This window comes from Microbispora sp. H10949, assembly GCF_014161435.1.
GTDB lineage: Bacteria > Actinomycetota > Actinomycetes > Streptosporangiales > Streptosporangiaceae > Microbispora > Microbispora triticiradicis.
Map to the genome: position 1 here is coordinate 403,863 of NZ_JABBWZ010000003.1, position 16,910 is coordinate 420,772.

Genomic DNA, 16,910 nt, shown 5'->3' on the forward strand with positions numbered 1-16,910 from the left:
TCCGTCTTCTCCCGATGACCATAGGTGAAGCCGTCGGCGCCCGCCGACGACGCGCTGTGGGGAGGCCGGGAGATCGTGGGACCCGAGAGCGAAGGGGTGGTCACCGGCCGCCCAGACGGGCCAGCAGCCGGTCGAGCGGCCAGGTGTTGACGACGTCGTCCGGCGTGAGCCAGGCCCGCTGGGCGATGCCCACGCCGTACCTCTGGTGGGCCAGATGCGGGATGGCGTGGGAGTCGCTGTCGATGGAGAACGTCACGCCGTGGTGGCGCGCGAGCCGCACGAGATCGGAGGGCAGATCGGCCCGGTCGGGATAGGAGTCGATCTCCATGATCGTGCCGGTCCGGGCGGCGGCGCGGAACACGGCGTCCCAGTCGGCGTCCACCGGAGGCCGCTTGCCGATCTTCCGGGTCGTGGGGTGACCGATGACGTGGACGTGCGGGTTCTCGCAGGCCGTGACGAAACGGCGGGTCATCTCCTCCCGCGACTGGGTGAAGTGCGAGTGCACCGAGGCCACGCAGACGTCGAACCCGGCCAGCACCTCGGCCGGCCAGTCCACCGAGCCGTCGGGAGCGATGTTCAGCTCGCTGCCGTGCAGCAACCGCATGTCCGGATATTTCGCCTGAAGGTCGGCGATGCGGGCCCGCTGGGCGAGGGCCTTGTCGAGCGTCATCCGCTGCATGACCAGGTCGGGCGCGTGGTCGGTCACCGCGTAGTAGGAGTAGCCCCGGGCGGCCGCGGCGGCGACCATGTCCTCCAGCGAGGCGATCCCGTCGGTGAGGTCGGTGTGGGTGTGCAGGTCGCCCCGCAGGTCGCCCAGCTCCACCAGACGCGGCAGCTCGCCGCGCAGCGCGGCCTCCACCTCCCCGCCGTCCTCACGCAGCGTGGGAGGCACCCACCGCATGCCGAGCGCCTGGTAGATCTCCTCCTCGGTCTCCGACGCGATCAGCCGCTCCCCGTCGAACAGGCCGTACTCCGAGAGCTTCCAGCCCTTCCTGACCGCCATCTCCCGGATGCGGACGTTGTGCTCCTTGCTGCCGGTGAAGTAGACCAGCGCGGCGCCCCACGACTCGGCCGGGACCAGCCGCAGATCAATCTGCAGGCCGCGGTCGGTCCGCACCGAGGTCTTCCGCTCGCCCTTCGCGATGACCTCGGTGACGTACGGCTGCCGGGCGAACAGGTCCATCAGGCCGGGATCGCCGACGGCGAGGACGTCGATGTCGCCGATCGTCTCGCGCATCCGCCGCAGCGACCCCGCGACGGCGATCCTCTCGGCGGGCAGCGAGGCGACGACCCGCTCGGCGAGGTCCGTCGCGATCCCGAGGTGGACCCGGTCGCCCGACCGCTCCATGTGCTCGATGCCCTTGAGCAGGTTCTCCTCGGTCCTGGCGCCGAAGCCGCGCACGCCGCCGAGGCGGCCGGCCCGGATGGCCTCGGCCAGGGCGGCGGGGGAGTCGATGCCCAGCTCCTGGAACAGGAACAGCGCCTTCTTCGGGCCGAGCGAGGGGATCCGGGTCAGCCTGCGCACCCCCTCGGGCACCCGCGCGCGCAGGTCGTCGAGCTGCCGGAAGCTGCCCCGCGCGAGGAACTCCTCGACCTTCTTGGCGATGGCCTCGCCCACCCCGGGGATCGACCGGACGTCGGTCTCGCCGAGGTCTCCGGGGAACCCCGCGATCGACTTGGCCGCCTTCTGGTAGCTGCGCACCCGGAACGCGTCCCCGCCGTTCAGCGCGAAAAGCTCGGCGTACTCCTGCAGCGCCGCGGCCGCCTCGTCATTGGCCCGTCCCATGTCCGCCAGCGTACGGCAGCCGTACGACAGGAACCGGGGCCAGGCGCATGGTCAGAGGGCATGGTCAGAGGCCGGTCACACGCGGGAGAACGGCTCGGCGTACGTGAACGGTCCGCGCGGCGCGGACCGCCCGAAGACGCGCACCTGGAAGAACTCGCCCCAGGACGGGTCCGGCGCCGCGACGCCGTGCGCCGAGGCGGGCTCGAAGCCGAACCGCCTGTAGTAGGCGGGGTCGCCGAGGAGCCCCACCAGCGGCTCGCCGAGCGCCTCGGCCGCCCCGAGCACGGCGTGCACCAGCGCCGATCCGACTCCCCGCCGCTGGTGGGCGGGATGCACGGACAGCGGGCCGAGGCCGACCACGGGCACGGTCCCCACGTGGGCCCTGGTGCAGAGGACGTGACCCGCGATCCCGCCGTCCCGCGCCGGCGCGACGAGCGACAGCTCCGGCAGCCAGCCCGGGTCCGTACGCAGCTCGTCGAGCAGGACCGCCTCTACCGGCGGCACGTGCGGCCGGCCCGGGTGGCGGGCCTCCTGGTGCGGAGCGAAGGCGGCGGCGACCACCTCGCGCACGGCCTCGGCGTCGCCGGGGTTCTCACGTCGGATCAGCACCCGTACAGCCTGCCGCCCGTCATCGGCCCCGGCAACGCATTTCGGTCGTGACCCGCCTGCCGCTCCGCGGCGGGGCGGCCCGCTAGTACTGCGGCGACCTGGCCTGGTACGGCTCCTGCAGGAAGGCGATCTCCTCCTCGGTCAGCGTGAGGTCCACCGCGGCGAGCGCGTCGTCCACGTGGTGCTCCTTGGTCGCGCCGATGATGGGGGCGGTCACGCCCGGACGGCCGAGCAGCCACGCGAGGGCGACGGTGGCGGGCGAGACGCCCCTGTCGGCGGCGGTCCGCGCCACCCGGTCCAGGATCTCCTCGACGGCCGGTCCGCCGTACAGCTGCCGCTGCCGGGCGCCGTCGCCGGTCTGCCGCGCGGTGTCGGCCGTCTGGCCGGCGCGGGCGAGCAGGCCGCGGGCGAGCGGGCTCCACGGGATGAGTCCCACGCCCTGGTCGAGGCACTGCGGGATCATCTCCCGCTCCTCCTCGCGGTCCAGGAGGTTGTAGTGGTTCTGCATCGAGACGAACCGGGTCCAGCCGCGCCTGTCGGCGGTGTGCTGGGCCTTGGCGAACTGCCAGGCCCGCATGCTGGAGGCGCCGATGTAGCGGGCCTTGCCGGCCTTGACGACGTCGTGCAGCGCCTCCATCGTCTCCTCGATCGGCGTCTCGTCGTCCCACCGGTGGATCTGGTACAGGTCGACGTGGTCGGTGCCCAGGCGGGTGAGGGAGGCGTCGACGGCCGACATGATGTGCTTGCGGGACAGGCCCCCGTCGTTCTGGCCCTCGCCCATCGGGAAGTAGACCTTGGTGGCGAGCACGTAGTCGTCGCGCCGGGCGAAGATCTTGCGCAGCAGCCGCCCGGTGACCTCCTCGCTGACGCCGGCCGAGTACATGTCGGCGGTGTCGAAGAACGTCACCCCGCCTTCGGCGGCCCTGCGGACGATGGGCTCGGCGAGATCCTCCTCCAGGGCCCAGCCGCCCCACTTGGAGGGCTCCCCGTAGCTCATCATGCCGAGGCAGAGCCTGCTGACCTTCAAACCAGTGGTGCCAAGTCGTCCGTATTCCATGTGAGCACCCTATTCACCCCACGGGCCCCGGCCGGTCGGCACGGCCGGGCTGAACCGTACGGGCAGGGCCTCCAGGCTGCGAACCCACAGCGAAGGGCGCCATCGCAGCGCGTCCGGTTTCACGGTGAGGTAGACGTCGGGCAGCCGGTCGAGGAGGACCTCCACGGCCGTCTTGGCGATGATCCCGCCGAGCTCGGGCGCGGGGAAGGGACAACCGTACTCACCGTGGCCAAAGGCCAGGTGCGCCCGGTTGGCGCCGGAGCCGGCATGCGCGGCCGGTTGCACCTGCGGATCGGCATTGGCCGCGGCGACACCGAGCACCAGCATGTCGCCACGGCGGATGCGCCGCCCGGCCAGCTCGCAGTCCTGCACGGCCCAGCGATTGGGCATGTTCGGCGTGGGCGGGTCCTTCCACAGCACATCGTTCAGCGCCTCGCCGACGCTGCTGCGGCCGCCCTGCAGGCTCATCGAGAAGTGGTCGTCCATCAACATCAGCCGCAGGGTGCTGCCGATCCAGTTGGAGCAGTTGTCATGGGAGGAGATCATCGTCATGATCAGGTCCTGGACGATCTCCTCGTCGGCGAGCCGCGCGTGGTGTGCCAGCATGTGCGAGGTGAGGTCGTGGCCCGGCAGGGCGCGCTTGTCGGCGATGAGCCGGCTTAGCTTGTCCAGAATCCGGGTGACCGCCGGGAGGGCCTCCTCGCCCCCGCTCAGCACGTGGTTGACGTCCTTGACCAGCTCCGGCAGGTCGGTCTCCGCCAGCCCGAACAGCCGGGTGATGACCTGAGCCGGAATCCGGTCGGCGTACTGGGAGATCAGGTCGGTCTGGCCGTCCCCGGAGAACTCGTCGATCGCGTGGTCGGCGATCTGCTCGCAGATCAGGGCGAGCTCGGTGCGGTCGACGCTGTCCAGCGCGTCGCTGATGGCGCCGATCCGCCGTTGGTGCTCGGCCCCCTCCGTGTACATCACGGACGGTTGCCACGTCACATACGGGCGCGCCGGCCAGTCAGGGGGGAGGAGGTCCTGCAGGTTCCAGCGCCTGGGGTCGCGGCTGAACAACTGCGGCTGGCTGGTGACATGGTGCAGCTCGCGATAACCGATCACGTACCAGACGGGCATGCCGTCGAGGAGAACGGGGACGACGGGGCCGTGCTCGCGGCGCATCTCCTGGAACAGCGCGGTCGGGTCGTCGCCGATCAGTGACGCGTGCAGTGGTACGGCATCGGCGTGGTCGGCGTATCCCTCCAGCGGCTCCCGTCTCCGCTCGGCATGCCGCGATGCGGGCGAGGCGGCGTACGGGTCTGGGGGTTCGGGCAGGGGAGGGGAGTTCGTCACGGCATGCTCTCTCGGGCGGGCAACTGGTCGTAGGTGCGGGTGAGGTGCTCGATGAGCGTGATCAGCACGTGCTTGGACGAGGACCGCTCTCTCGCGTCGCATTCGATGAGCGGGACCTCGGGCGACAGTGCCAGCGCCTCGCGCACCGAATCCAGGGTGGGCCCGTCGGTGAAGCGGTTGACCGCGACGACGAACGGGGTCCGGTGGTGCTCCAGCCGGTCGATGGAGTACCAGGAATCCTCCAGGCGGCGGGCGTCCACCAGGACGACCGCGCCCAGGCTGCCGGCGAACAACTGGTCCCACACGAACCAGAACCGCTGCTGACCGGGCGCGCCGAACAGGTAGAGCACCCTGCTCTCGTTCAGCGTGATCCGGCCGAAGTCGAAGGCAACCGTGGTGGTCGACTTGGTCCGTACCCGGCTGGCGTCGTCGATGCCCACGCTCGCCTGGGTCATGAGCTCCTCGGTGCTCAGCGGGCGGATCTCGCTCACCGAGCCGACCATGGTCGTCTTTCCCGCCCCGAACCCGCCGACGATCACGATCTTCAGGGCGTCCGCGGCGGTCGTGCGCAGCGGCGTTCGCGTGGTGGCCGCCATCTGGTCAGAGGTTGTGGAGTGCAACGAGCACCTGCCTGAGGATTTCGGGATCCGGTCGTCCGGCCTGTGCGGCGATCGACGGATGACGGACGGTGATGCGACCGGTGTCCAGCAGGTCGCACAGCAGGATCTTCACCACGCTGACCGGCAGCCGCAGTTCCGCCGAGATCTCCACCACCGCCGTCGGCCGCTGGGCCATCCGCAGGATCTTGATGTGCTCGGACTGCATACCGGGGGTCGGGGCGCACTCGCTGACGATGAGGGAGACGGAGTCGAAGGTCTTCTCATCGGCGCTGGTACGCCCACCGGTGACCGTGTAGAGCCGGTCAGGGTCTTCTTGGTCGATGGCTCGCCGTGTCATCCGCGGTCGTCGCTGTTCTCCGCTTGCCGCGGTGCCGCGGTGAGGTACACCCCGATCTGCTCCACCAGTTCGTTCATGTTGTGCGCGATGAGCCCCACCTCGCCGTCCTCCTCGGCCACCACGGCCAGGTGCGCGCCGTCCCCGGCCGGCACGATGAGCAGCAGTCCGCCGGCGAACTCCACCATCGCCTGCCCCGCTCCGATGCCGTCCCCGAACTCGGCGGAGGCGCTCAGCGAGAGGCTCTGGATCCCGGCGGCCAGGGCGGAGAGCTGGTCGGCCCCGTCCCGGCCGAGGCCGGCGGTGAAGCTCATCTTCAGGCCGTCCCTGGTCAGCACCAGCACATGCCTGATCCCCGGGGTCTTGTTCTTGAGGTTCTCCAGTAGCCAGTCGAAGTCACGATCGGTGGTGTGCGAAGCGTCGGTTGTGCTCATAGAAACGACGGGGTGCCCCTTCGGCGCGGGAGGGACGCCCCCTGCCTCCTCATCTGTGAATCCAAAGACGTCCGGTGGTCGGCGGACGTGTGTCAAGAGTCGCCCGGGGCCGGGGGAGGGGCTGAAGGGGAAGTACGTCCGCGGCCGCCGGCCTGGCGGAACGCGGCGAACCTCGCAGCCGAGTCAGGCCCCTCGCGCGCGGGCTTGGCCGGCGACGCCTGCCGCGCCCTGGTCGCCTCGGCCAGCGTCTGTCCCCGGCGCCGCCTGGGCAGCAGGTCTTCGGACGCGTCGGCCGGCCCCTCCTGCGCGGGTACGGCCGGTGCCTGCACGGCGGCATGTACGGCGGCCCGCACGGGGTGGCGGACCGACGCCTCGGCGTCGGGCGGCACGGTGGCCGACAGGGGCTGCGTGATCAGCAGGCGCGGGATCAGCATCACGACCCCCATGCCACCGCGGGCGGACGACCGGAAGCTGACCGTCAGGCCGTACTTGTCGACCAGGCGTCCCACGACCGCCAGGCCCAGCCGGGTACCGGACAGCGTCCGCAGGTCGAGCGGCTCGGACACGAGCCTGGTGGCGTGCTGCCGCTCGCGCGGGCGCATCCCCAGGCCACTGTCCTCGATCGTGATCACGACGCCGGCGTCCTCCTCGTCCACGTACACGTGGACCTCGGTGCCGTGCGCCGAGAACGTGGCGGCGTTGTCCATCAACTCGGCCAGCGCGTGCATCACGCCCTCGGCCGCGTACCCGGCGACGGCGACGGTGCTGGTGGAGTGCAGCCGGATGCGCCGGTAGGCGCTGATGCGGCCCATCGCGCCGCGCAGGACGCTCTCCATGACGATCGGCCGGGTCCATCGCCGCCCGGAGCGGCCGCCGCTCAGCAGCGCGATGTTGTCCGCCAGCCGGCTCATCTGGGAGACGCGGTGGTCCAGGTCCAGCAGGTCGGCGAACACCTCCTCATGCTCGCCGTACTGCTCCTCCAGCTCACGCAGCCGGGCGAGCAGGCTGGTGGCCTGTGCCTGCACCCGGGCCGCGGCCCCGGCGCACGCCGCCATCACGGCGGTGCCCCTGCGCTCGCTCTCGGAGAGCTGCCGCGCCGTCTCGCGCAGCAGGTCGCGTAGCGGGTCCAGCCCCGGCAGGCGTATCTCGGCCAGCGCGGCGCTCACCGACATCCGGTCCGTCTGGATCCGCCGGAACAGCTCCGGCAGCGTGTCGTCGATCAGCCGGGAGATCTCGCTCTCGGTCGCATCGCGGGACACCTGGGCGGCGGCGCGCTCGCGTCCGAGCAGTTCGAGCTCGTGCCCGGCCGCTTCGAGCAGGTGCCGCAGCGGGCCGTCCGGGGGCTGCGGTATCCGGGAGAGCGCGTCGGCGACCGAGGCGCCGTCCCGCACCTGACGTCCCAGCGAGGGCAGCGACTCCTCGGCCGTCCGCAGCGTCTCCCGCTCCAGCCAGGCGAACCGCGCGCCGGCCCACTCGGCCCGCTCACGCAGCCGGCGACCGGTGCCGGCGTAGTGGACGGCGGCCGCGACGGCGCCGGACAGGAGTACGGCCGAGACCCCGCCGACGAGCGCCATAAGCTCTCTGGCCTCATAAGGGGCGATGGACATCGCCCACAACCACGCGCAGGCCGTAATGATCACGGTGCCGAGAAAGGCGAGGACCACCAGTTCCTTTGGTGAAAACCTTCTCCGCGCCCGGTGGGGTGCATCTACTGACATCGGCGTCCTCGGGGTGGCGGCAGAGCATGACAAGGCCGCGTCGAACCTGCTGTTCTCCCTGTAAGGCGGGACGGCCATGCGGTGCCGTTTCACAGCAGGGCGGTGAACAGGCACATACCGTAGCACCACGTCACGACTAAGAACAGACAGTCACTCTGGAACCATGTGTTTCAGTTCTAATCAACCCCGAGTCAATACATCCCTTGACTAATACTCACTTTTTGGGACATTCAAGGCTATATAGTGATGATCTTCCGCGGGGGTCCGAGATATGCGGCCTTGTCGTCCCGACGGGCTGGAAGAAGATCGTCCAGCCGCGGGCCCTGTCGCGGCGAAGATCTCGCGCAGCGCTGTCGTTGTCGTCTGGCGAACTGCTCAGCCTGGGGCCGCGGGGTGGGCGAGCGGCAGGCGTACGACCAGTGCGGCGCCGCCGCCGGCCGCCTCCTCGGCGTGTACGCTGCCGCCGTACATCTCGGCGATGTTCCGGACGATCGCCAAGCCGAGGCCGGTGCCGCCGCGGTCGCGGCACCGGGCGTCGTCGAGCCGCGTGAAGCGGCCGAAGACGCGCTCGCGCTCGTGCGCGGGGATTCCCGGCCCGTCGTCGCTGACCACCAGTTCGCCCAGGTCTCCGGCGCGCCGAATCTCCACCCGCACCAGGAAGCGCGCGTGACGCTGGGCGTTGTCGAGCAGTTCCGCGAGCAGGCGGCCGAGCCTCGCGGGCACCGAGGAGACGACCAGCCCGGGCTCCGCCTTCACCTTGACCTCGTGCCTGCCGGCGCACCGGGGCACCTGCGCCCGGGCGACCTCCGCGAGGTCCACGGGCACCGGCTCGACCAGTCGCGCGGCCTCCTGGAGCTCGCAGAGCAGATGGAGGTCCTCGATTATCGCCTGCAGCCGGTTCACATCGCTCAGGGCGCGTTCGAGCAAGCTGTCCAGATCGATCTCCGCACGGTTGAGCTGAGCCTCCTCAAGCTGGGCCCGCAGCCCGGCCACCGGAGTGCGCAGCTCATGGGCGGCGTCCGCCTCGTACCGGCGCTGCACGTTGATCGCAGCCTCCAGCTTGCCACGCATGACGCCCAGTGACCGTTCCAGGCTGCGTTCGAGGCCATCGAGCTCGCCGACGCAATCTTGCAGCTGGGCGCGCAACTCCATGTCCACCGCCTCCCGTAAGGGGACGTATCCCCCTTCTCATCCCGTTAAGACGTATATAGGAATTTATCTAAGGACTTGTCTGGTCCCACGAGATGATTGGCGGTTCTGTCCCACCACATGCTTGACGGCACCCATGGAAACGTGACCGGCCTCGCGTGGCCGGGACGGCGGCTTGCTCCCCGGTGGCGGTCGGGGAGCGCGGGCCGTGACTCTGTCGCGCGTACGGCCGCCCACGCATTCGATCTTGCCGTCGGCGGGCGGGGATGACATCGTGAGTGGCATGAACGAGAGAATCGAGTTCGTCTCCGGCCGGTGAGCCTGGCCCGCGAGCGCGGTGCGCTCGACCACAGGCTGTCCCTGTTCGATCACGCGTCCTGCCTGCACGCGCTGACACCCGACGCGCCCCTTCCCAATGGCGGGCGCCCCTACCCCGACGACGCCGACCACCGAGGTCCCCGGCCCGGCGGTGGCTCCTTCTCCGTCGAGCGGGCCAGAGCCGCGCTGGCCGCGGTGCTCCGCGCCCACTTCGACGGCCCCGGTCGCTCCCTCGACGAGCTGCACGAGGACCTCCGCGCCCTGGACGTCCCCGCGTGGGCGATCAGGCCCGACGTCCTGGACGGCCTGCCCTGGCTAGCCACCGAGCCTGCCCGCGAGACGGGCGTCTGGCTGGCCCGGCACGCGAGGGACCGCCGTCCCGCGCTGACCGGCCTGTGCCTGCTGGCGGGCAGGGCAGGCCCGGAGGACGTCCCCCTGGTCCGTACGCTCGGCCTGCTGCGCTGTCTCGGGCCCGTGGCCGTGGCCGTGCTGGAGCCGATTCCCGGCTCTGCCGCGGCGCTGGTGTGGCTGGCGGAGCGGTCGGCACTGCTCACCCTCAGCCGTGCCATCGAGGCGATGTGCCGGGCGGAGGATCCCGTCGCCGTCGCCTGGCTGCTCCGGCACGCCACGGACCAGGATCCCACGGCCGGTGGCCACGCGCTGCGGGTGGCCCAGGCCGTACGGCTCGCGGACGTCCTGGAAGAGGGCGAGACCGTCGACCAGGCGGTCCTCGTGGCGGGCCGGCTCCTCCAGGCGATGGCCTGGGAGGACTTCTCCGCGCTGCGTGATTACGACGACGCCTGCCGGGCCCTCGCGGCCTTCGCCGTACGCGCGGCGGCCGTGCCCCCGGAGCTGGACTCGCTGGCCTCGGCCGCCGCTCTCGCGGAGGACCTGACCAGCGGCCACGCCGCGTGCCTGCCGTGGCGGCCCGGCGTCCGGGAGGCGACGCTGGAGCGGCTGCGCCGCCTGCTCACCTCGGCGCGCGCGGCGGAGGCGCTCGCCGGGGCGGCACGGTCGCCCGACCCGGTGACCCGCCGGCGGGCGGCCTGGGCGCGCCGGGCGATCGCCGCCCTGCCGGTCGTGCCACGATTCCCCTCGTGGCCTGCGGGGGACGGGGGAGACCGGCTGGCGGTGCATGTCGTCGTCCCCGATCCGGCGCTGCCGGGCCGCGTGGAGACGAGGCCGCTGGTCAACGGCCGGCCGGTCGTCGCGCGGGCGTTCCGTAAGGGCCGGCCGTACGAGCCGGAGCACCTGCTGGGCGGGCTTGAGGCGACCGAGGAGGGCCGGGAGGTACGGCTGGCCGAGGCGTACTGCACCGAGGGGTGCTGTGGAGCCCTCTATGTCACGATCGTCCGTGACGGTGACACGGTCGTCTGGCGCGGCTGGCGCGACCCCGATTCGCTGGCGGTCGAGCTGGAGCCGTTCCGCTTCGCCGCCGGTTCCTACGACGAGGTCGTCGCCCGGGCCGTGGACGATCACGGCTGGGAGTGGCCCGCCCGTACGGTCGCCCGTGAGGTGCGCCGCTCGCTGCGCGAGGATCCCGGCCTCCTGGCGGCGTGGGAGTGCGAAGCGGGCGGAACCTACGCGGAGGCCGACCGGCGGGACGAGATCCAGGTCGTCTTCTGGCATCCGCGCGAACCGTCGTCCGCCGGGGGAGATCGGCCGGACGACGAGCCGTGGGTGCAGCTCCAGTGGACCGTCCTCATCGACGACACGGACGCGGGTGACCAGGCGGCGCGTCTGGTGGACTGGCTGCGCGGCAACGACCCCAGGCCGCACGCCAGGATCGTCGGCGGCAGCCCGGAGTTCGCCGAGAGGCTCGGTCTCCCCTGGCCGGACTGGGACGACGACTACGAGGAGTGATCGCCGTCCGAACGCCGTGCGTCAGGAAGACCGATGAGCGTGCCGGTCACCCGGCGGTGCAGCTGATCGGGGACGGGACCCGGTTGGCGCCGGACCAGCTCGCGTTGAAGCCGGCTGTCGTCGAGGCGTTCGGTGCCAGCGCGCCGTTGTACGTCTCGTTGGCGACCGTCACCGCGGCGCCCGACTGGGTGAAGCGGCCGCTCCAGGACTGCGTGACGCGCTGGCCGTCGGGGAAGGCGAAGGTGACGGTCCACGACGTGATGGCCGCCGTCCCCGAGTTGCGCACCGCGAGCTCGCCCTGGAACCCGCCCTGCCACTGGTTCACGATCCGGTACGTCGCGGAGCACGCGCGCGGACCGGCCGACGGGCTCGCGGACGGGCTGACGGACGGGCTGACCGACGGGCTCCGCGACGGGGAGGGGCTGCGCGACGGCGAGGCCGAAGGGCTGGGAGAGGGGCTGGGCGACGAGCCGCCGGCGGGCGGGACGCGGAGGATCCGGTCGTCGTTCGCCGCGGGGGTCCCCCTGCCGTCGCGGTTGCTCGTGCCGACCCAGAGCCACCCGTCCGGCCCGACGGCCACGGCGCGCAGCCGGCCGTACGTGCCCTGGAACTCGGCCACCGGGTTGCCGGTCCTGCTGCCGCCGCTGACCGGCACCGTCCACAGCCGCTTCCCGGCCAGGGCCCCGGCGAAGAGCGTGCCGTTGGCGTACGCCAGGCCGCTGGGCGACGCCTCGGACGTGCTCCAGGTGACGATGGGGTTGCGGAAGCGCGAGTCGGTGCAGACGCCCTCACAGGTGGGCCAGCCGTAGTTGCCGCCGGGGACGATGTAGTTGAGCTCGTCCCAGGTGTTCTGGCCGAACTCGCTGGCGTACAGCCGTCCGCCCTCGTCCCAGGCGAGCCCCTGGACGTTGCGGTGGCCGTAGCTGTACACGCGCGAGCCGTACGGGTTGTCCGGCGGCACGCTGCCGTCGGGCCGCATCCGCAGGATCTTGCCGCCCAGGCTGTTCAGGTTCTGCGCGTTGGCGGAGGTGCCGGCGTCGCCCGTGGAGAGGTACAGCATGCCGTCGGGGCCGAACGCGATCCGCCCGCCGTCGTGGAACTGGGCCTTCGGCACGCCGGAGAGGAGCACCTGCTGCGTCTGCGGGGCGTTCAGACTGAACCTGACCAGCCGGTTGTCGGACGCGGCGGTGAAGTAGGCGTAGACCCACTGGTCCTCGGCGTAGGTGGGGGAGACCGCGATGCCGAGCAGGCCCGCCTCTCCGCCGGGCGACACGTTCGGGACGGTCGCCACCCGTACGGGCGACGAACCGGGACGCACCTGCATGATGTTCGCCGTGTCGCGTTCGGAGACGAGGGCGCTGCCGTCCGGGAGGAAGGTCAGTCCCCAGGGCGTCTGCAGGCCGGTGGCGGCGACCTGGGCCCGCGTGAAGTCGAACCCGCCGGTCGCGGCCACCGCCGCCGTCGGGCCGGCCGTGACGAACGCGGCGCCGGCGGCCAGCGCGGTGACGGCGGTCGCGAGCGCCACGCTGGGACGTGCCCTGAGACACGCGCTGAGACGCTCGGTGAGACGCTTGGACATCGATGCTCCCGGGACGGCGGGCCGCCGTGCGGCTCGTGAACCCCGCGGCTGCCTTCGATCGCGTGCAGCCGCCTGCCACTGCGGGACCATGGAATCCACACCGTCGCGCCCGGATCAACCGCGAGGCGGATGTCTTTCGGTATCGCCCCCTCTGATCAGCGCCTACGACGGGCGCCCGCACGCGGGGCGCCCCGGGGTGCGGGAAACTTTCATGGCGGCACAAGGCTCCGGCAAGTCCCTCACAAGTCACTCAACGTACAAATGCGACGTGAACGACTACGAAATCCGGCGGCCGGTGGTCGCCGACGCGGTGACCGTGCACGAACTGGTCGCTGAGCACGACATCGAGGTGACCGGCAGGCCCGACTGGACGCTCGATGACATCGCCGACACCCTGAAGGAGCTCGACCTGGACCACGACAGCTGGCTGGTCCGCTCCGACGGGCGGCTCCTCGGCTGGGGCTACGCCAGGCGCAACGGCGCCAGCGAGAACGTCGACATCGACGTGCAGGCGCGGGAGCCCGGTGCGGCCGCCCTCCTGTGGGACCTGGCGCTCGGCCGGGCCGCCGATCTCGCCCGCGAGGCGGGGCACGACCACGCGGTGGTGGACATCAGCCTCTACGAGCAGGACAAGGCCATGCGCGAGGCCGCCGAGCGGCGCGGCTTCGCCCCCGCCACCAGCTTCCACCGCATGCGGGCCGACCACTCCGGCGTACGGCCGGTGTTCCTGCCCGGGGTCGGGGTCGAGGCCGGCGCCCCCGGGTGCGAGGCGGTGCTCCGGACAGCCCATCGGGTGCACCAGGAGGGCTTCGCCGAGCACTTCGGGTTCGTGCCGAAGACGTTCGAGGAGTGGACCGCCGAGATGGAGTCGTCCAGCGCGAACGACTGGGGGCAGCTTCTGCTGGCCCGCGTCCACGGGGAGCCGGCGGCGATGCTGCTCGGGACCGACCATTTCGTGTCCGACGAGAACTGCGGATATGTCCGCACGCTCGCGGTGCGGCCCGGTTTCCGCGGCTACGGCCTCGGGAAGCTGCTGCTCAGCAGAGCCTTCGCCGCCGACGAGCGGCGGGGGCGGGTGGGGACGATCCTGCACGTCGACTCCAACAACGTCACCCCGGCGCTCGGCCTGTACGAGTCGGTCGGCATGCGGCCGGTCCTGGTCATCGACGTCTGGCGGGCCGTCGTCCGTCCCGGCCGGTGAGACGGTCCTTCTCACAACCTCGTCATCGATACAGTGAATTGGGAGAAATCAGGCAGAAGCTAGGAGCGATCGAGTGCTGCACGAAAGGCTCGAGGGCGTTTACGACAACATTCTGCGCCGCAACCCGGGGGAGGCGGAGTTCCACCAGGCCGCGCGCGAGGTCCTGGAGAGCATCGGTCCCGCGCTGGGCAAGCATCCGGAATACGCGGAGCAGAAGATCATCGAGCGCATCTTCGAGCCCGAGCGGCAGATCATCTTCCGCGTGCCCTGGGAGGACGACCGGGGTGAGGTGCACATCAACCGCGGCTTCCGGGTCGAGTTCAACAGCGCGCTCGGGCCGTACAAGGGCGGGCTGCGCTTCCACCCCTCGGTCTACCTCGGCATCGTCAAGTTCCTCGCGGTGGAGCAGATCTTCAAGAACAGCCTGACCGGCCTGCCGATCGGCGCGGGCAAGGGAGGCGCGGACTTCGACCCGAAGGGCCGCTCCGACCGGGAGATCATGCGCTTCTGCCAGAGCTTCATGACCGAGCTGTACCGGCACCTGGGCGAGTACACCGATGTGCCCGCGGGGGACATCGGCGTCGGGCAGCGGGAGGTCGGCTACCTGTTCGGCCAGTACAAGCGCATCACCAACCGGTACGAGTCCGGCGTCATCACCGGCAAGGGGCTGAGTTACGGCGGCGTGCAGGTGCGCACCGAGGCCACCGGCTACGGCTGCGCCTTCTTCGTCGAGGAGATGCTCAAGGCGAAGGGCACGTCGTTCGAGGGCAGGCGCGTGGTCGTCTCGGGCTCGGGCAACGTCGCCGTCCACGCGATCGAGAAGGTGCGCGAGATGGGCGGCGTCGTCGTGGCCTGCTCCGACTCCTCCGGCTACGTGGTGGACGAGAAGGGCCTCGACCTCGATCTCCTCAAGCAGGTCAAGCAGGTCGAGCGGCGCCGTCTCAGCGACTACGCCGAGCGTCGTGGCGCCGATGCGGCGTACGTCGCCGGGCGCAGCGTGTGGGAGGTGCCCTGCGAGGTGGCGCTGCCGTCGGCCACGCATAACGAGATCACCGGCAAGGACGCCGAGGCGCTGGTGCGGGCCGGGTGCGTCGCGGTCGGCGAGGGCGCCAACATGCCCACCACGCCCGAGGGCATCCGGGTGTTCCAGGAGGCCGGAGTGGCCTTCGGCCCCGGCAAGGCCGCCAACGCGGGCGGCGTGGCCACCAGCGCCCTGGAGATGCAGCAGAACGCCAGCCGCGATTCATGGACGTTCGAGTTCTCCGAGCGGCGGCTCCAGGAGATCATGAGCGACATCCACGCCCGCTGCCTGGAGACGGCCGACGCGTACGGCATGCCGGGCGACTACGTGGCCGGCGCCAACATCGACGGCTTCAGGAGAGTGGCGGACGCGATGCTCGCCCTCGGCCTCATCTGAGCACTCACCGAGTGCTCATCGGTTGACCCGGCGGGTGCGCAGGAGGGGAAGCGCGAACCCGCCCGCAGCCAGCGACACCGCGGCCAGCCACAGCGATGTCACCGTGGCGGCGTGCGTGGACGGGGCGAGGCTGAGGAACAGCGTGCCGAAGACGGCCACGCCGACGACCTGGCCGAGCTGGAGCATCATCGCCAGCAGGCCGCTGGCGTCGGCCGCGTCGGCGGGCGCGACCCGGGCCAGCGCCACCGCCATGAGCGGGCTGAACGTGCCCGCCATGCCGGCCCCGATGGCCACGAAGCTGATCTCCAGCAGCGGCTCGCCGTGGCCGCCGCCGGCCAGCGCCGCCGCCAGGGCCAGCTCGCCTGCGGCGGTGACGACGGCGGACGCGACGATCATCGGCCGGTGCAGGCCGGCCGGCAGCCGCTTCCAGTTGAGGCTGGTCAGTCCGAAGGCGGCGGCCGCGGGGATGAACAGGCAGCCCGCCCGCAGGGCGCTGTCGCCGAGGTCGCCCTGCAGGTGGAGGGCCATGGCGAACAGCCAGCCGCCGTACGCCGCCATGACGAGGAAGATGCCGGACGCGGCGACGGCCACCCCGGGGGCGCGCAGCAGGCGGCCGGGGACGAGCGGATGCGCCGCACGCCGCTCCACAAGCAGGAACGCGCAGAACGCGAGAACCGACAGGCCCATCGCGACCCACCCCCACAGCGGCCAGTCCTCCTCGTGGCCGAGCACGAGCGGCACGACCAGCAGGCAGACCGCGAGCGACAGGGTGACCAGGCCGGGCACGTCGAGCCCCTGTTCACGCCGCACGTGTGCGGCGGGCAGCGTCCGGGCGCCGACGGCCAGCAGCGCGAGCCCGATCGGCACGTTGACCAGGAAGACCGGCCGCCAGGCCGTGCCGAACAGGTCGGCGGTCACCAGCAGCCCACCGAGCACCTGGCCGACGACCGCGCCGACCGAGATGACCGTGGCGTAGACGCCGAGCGCCCGCCCCCGTGTGGCGCCGTCGAAGGTGATCTGGATCAGGCTGAGCACCTGGGGCACCATCAGGGCGGCTCCCGCGCCCTGCACCAGCCGGAAGGCGATCAGCACGCCGGTCGACGGGGCGAGCCCGCACATCAGCGACGCGGCCGTGAACACCGCGAGCCCGGTGAGGAACAGCCGCCGGTAGCCGAGCAGCCCGCCGAGGCGTGCCCCGGTGATCAGCAGCATCGCGTACGCCACGGTGTAGCCGGAGATGACGAGTTGCAGTCCGGAGCCGGTGGCCCCGAGGTCGGCGCGCATCGTGGGCGCGGCGACGTTGACGATGGTGGCGTCGAGGACGGCCATGAACTGCCCCGCCAGGATGACGGTGAGCAGCAGACTCGGCGAGGTTCGCCGCGCGGCCGGCGCGCGGGTGGTGACAGTGGTCATGGCGGCAACGATGCGGCCGTCGCGATACCGGTAACGAGAGCCTGCCGATACTGGTACTGACACCACCTGGCAACGCG

The 16,910-nt window shown here is 71.5% G+C and carries 15 protein-coding genes; 4 read left to right on the top strand and 11 right to left on the bottom strand.

Annotated features, from left to right (window positions below; all coding sequences use genetic code 11):
- Positions 1-100 precede the first annotated feature (100 nt).
- From polX to HHX40_RS09305, 8 genes are all read right to left on the bottom strand, one after another.
- The gene (polX, locus tag HHX40_RS09270; protein ID WP_182880191.1) at positions 101-1,786 is read right to left on the bottom strand and encodes a DNA polymerase/3'-5' exonuclease PolX; all 1,686 of its coding nucleotides are present in this window, start codon (positions 1,784-1,786) and stop codon (positions 101-103) included.
- A 75-nt stretch (positions 1,787-1,861) separates the two neighbouring features.
- On the bottom strand, positions 1,862-2,395 hold the full coding sequence (locus HHX40_RS09275) for a GNAT family N-acetyltransferase (protein WP_182880192.1): 534 nt from the start codon (positions 2,393-2,395) through the stop codon (positions 1,862-1,864).
- A gap of 82 nt (positions 2,396-2,477) precedes the next feature.
- Positions 2,478-3,452 (bottom strand): aldo/keto reductase, encoded by a 975-nt coding sequence (locus HHX40_RS09280; RefSeq protein WP_182880193.1) that lies wholly within the window; start codon positions 3,450-3,452, stop codon positions 2,478-2,480.
- Between the two features lie 9 nt (positions 3,453-3,461).
- On the bottom strand, positions 3,462-4,787 hold the full coding sequence (locus HHX40_RS09285; protein WP_310738006.1) for a cytochrome P450: 1,326 nt from the start codon (positions 4,785-4,787) through the stop codon (positions 3,462-3,464).
- Positions 4,784-5,383: a GTP-binding protein gene (locus HHX40_RS09290; RefSeq protein WP_220498882.1), complete on the bottom strand. Its 600-nt coding sequence runs from the start codon at positions 5,381-5,383 to the stop codon at positions 4,784-4,786. The genes HHX40_RS09285 and HHX40_RS09290 overlap by 4 nt, the downstream gene beginning before the upstream one ends.
- 4 nt (positions 5,384-5,387) lie before the next feature.
- Positions 5,388-5,744, bottom strand: coding sequence for a DUF742 domain-containing protein (locus HHX40_RS09295; RefSeq protein ID WP_117409594.1), 357 nt, complete (start codon positions 5,742-5,744; stop codon positions 5,388-5,390).
- Positions 5,741-6,175 (bottom strand): roadblock/LC7 domain-containing protein, encoded by a 435-nt coding sequence (locus HHX40_RS09300; RefSeq protein ID WP_182880195.1) that lies wholly within the window; start codon positions 6,173-6,175, stop codon positions 5,741-5,743. The genes HHX40_RS09295 and HHX40_RS09300 overlap by 4 nt, the downstream gene beginning before the upstream one ends.
- A gap of 92 nt (positions 6,176-6,267) precedes the next feature.
- On the bottom strand, positions 6,268-7,782 hold the full coding sequence (locus HHX40_RS09305) for a sensor histidine kinase (protein ID WP_259403394.1): 1,515 nt from the start codon (positions 7,780-7,782) through the stop codon (positions 6,268-6,270).
- Between HHX40_RS09305 and HHX40_RS36440 the strand changes: the two genes are divergently transcribed.
- Positions 7,775-7,957, top strand: a complete 183-nt coding sequence (locus HHX40_RS36440) for a hypothetical protein (protein ID WP_182880196.1) — start codon at positions 7,775-7,777, stop codon at positions 7,955-7,957. The two genes, HHX40_RS09305 and HHX40_RS36440, sit on opposite strands and share 8 nt — an antisense overlap.
- Positions 7,958-8,268: 311 nt before the next feature.
- On the opposite strand, the gene HHX40_RS09315 is transcribed toward HHX40_RS36440, so the two are convergent.
- Positions 8,269-9,045, bottom strand: coding sequence for a sensor histidine kinase (locus tag HHX40_RS09315; protein ID WP_182880197.1), 777 nt, complete (start codon positions 9,043-9,045; stop codon positions 8,269-8,271).
- A 312-nt stretch (positions 9,046-9,357) separates the two neighbouring features.
- Between HHX40_RS09315 and HHX40_RS09320 the strand changes: the two genes are divergently transcribed.
- On the top strand, positions 9,358-11,223 hold the full coding sequence (locus HHX40_RS09320; RefSeq protein ID WP_182880198.1) for a hypothetical protein: 1,866 nt from the start codon (positions 9,358-9,360) through the stop codon (positions 11,221-11,223).
- A gap of 46 nt (positions 11,224-11,269) precedes the next feature.
- Here the strand turns inward: HHX40_RS09320 and HHX40_RS09325 are convergent, their stop codons facing one another.
- Positions 11,270-12,802 carry a PQQ-dependent sugar dehydrogenase gene (locus HHX40_RS09325; RefSeq protein WP_182880199.1) on the bottom strand — a complete coding sequence of 511 codons (1,533 nt, stop codon included), beginning with the start codon at positions 12,800-12,802 and terminating at the stop codon, positions 11,270-11,272.
- Positions 12,803-13,070: 268 nt separating this feature from the next.
- Here HHX40_RS09325 and HHX40_RS09330 point away from each other — a divergent pair, with 268 nt between their 5' ends.
- Both HHX40_RS09330 and gdhA read left to right on the top strand, forming a co-directional pair.
- Positions 13,071-14,003, top strand: coding sequence for a GNAT family N-acetyltransferase (locus HHX40_RS09330; protein WP_310738007.1), 933 nt, complete (start codon positions 13,071-13,073; stop codon positions 14,001-14,003).
- A gap of 73 nt (positions 14,004-14,076) precedes the next feature.
- Positions 14,077-15,420, top strand: a complete 1,344-nt coding sequence (gene gdhA / locus HHX40_RS09335; RefSeq protein ID WP_182880201.1) for an NADP-specific glutamate dehydrogenase — start codon at positions 14,077-14,079, stop codon at positions 15,418-15,420.
- A 15-nt stretch (positions 15,421-15,435) separates the two neighbouring features.
- On the opposite strand, the gene HHX40_RS09340 is transcribed toward gdhA, so the two are convergent.
- Positions 15,436-16,833 (bottom strand): MFS transporter, encoded by a 1,398-nt coding sequence (locus HHX40_RS09340; RefSeq protein ID WP_182880202.1) that lies wholly within the window; start codon positions 16,831-16,833, stop codon positions 15,436-15,438.
- Between the last annotated feature and the right edge of the window lie 77 nt (positions 16,834-16,910).

Excerpts from the sequence above, each read along its gene's own strand:
- polX (WP_182880191.1), bottom strand. The coding sequence starts at position 1,786 with ATGGGACGGGCCAATGACGAGGCGGCCGCGGCGCTGCAGGAGTACGCC.
- HHX40_RS09280 (WP_182880193.1), bottom strand. The coding sequence starts at position 3,452 with ATGGAATACGGACGACTTGGCACCACTGGTTTGAAGGTCAGCAGGCTC.
- HHX40_RS09290 (WP_220498882.1), bottom strand. The coding sequence starts at position 5,383 with ATGGCGGCCACCACGCGAACGCCGCTGCGCACGACCGCCGCGGACGCC.
- HHX40_RS09295 (WP_117409594.1), bottom strand. The coding sequence starts at position 5,744 with ATGACACGGCGAGCCATCGACCAAGAAGACCCTGACCGGCTCTACACG.
- HHX40_RS09300 (WP_182880195.1), bottom strand. The coding sequence starts at position 6,175 with ATGAGCACAACCGACGCTTCGCACACCACCGATCGTGACTTCGACTGG.
- HHX40_RS36440 (WP_182880196.1), top strand. The coding sequence starts at position 7,775 with ATGGACATCGCCCACAACCACGCGCAGGCCGTAATGATCACGGTGCCG.
- HHX40_RS09305 (WP_259403394.1), bottom strand. The coding sequence starts at position 7,782 with ATGTCCATCGCCCCTTATGAGGCCAGAGAGCTTATGGCGCTCGTCGGC.
- HHX40_RS09315 (WP_182880197.1), bottom strand. The coding sequence starts at position 9,045 with ATGGAGTTGCGCGCCCAGCTGCAAGATTGCGTCGGCGAGCTCGATGGC.
- HHX40_RS09325 (WP_182880199.1), bottom strand. The coding sequence starts at position 12,802 with ATGTCCAAGCGTCTCACCGAGCGTCTCAGCGCGTGTCTCAGGGCACGT.
- HHX40_RS09340 (WP_182880202.1), bottom strand. The coding sequence starts at position 16,833 with ATGACCACTGTCACCACCCGCGCGCCGGCCGCGCGGCGAACCTCGCCG.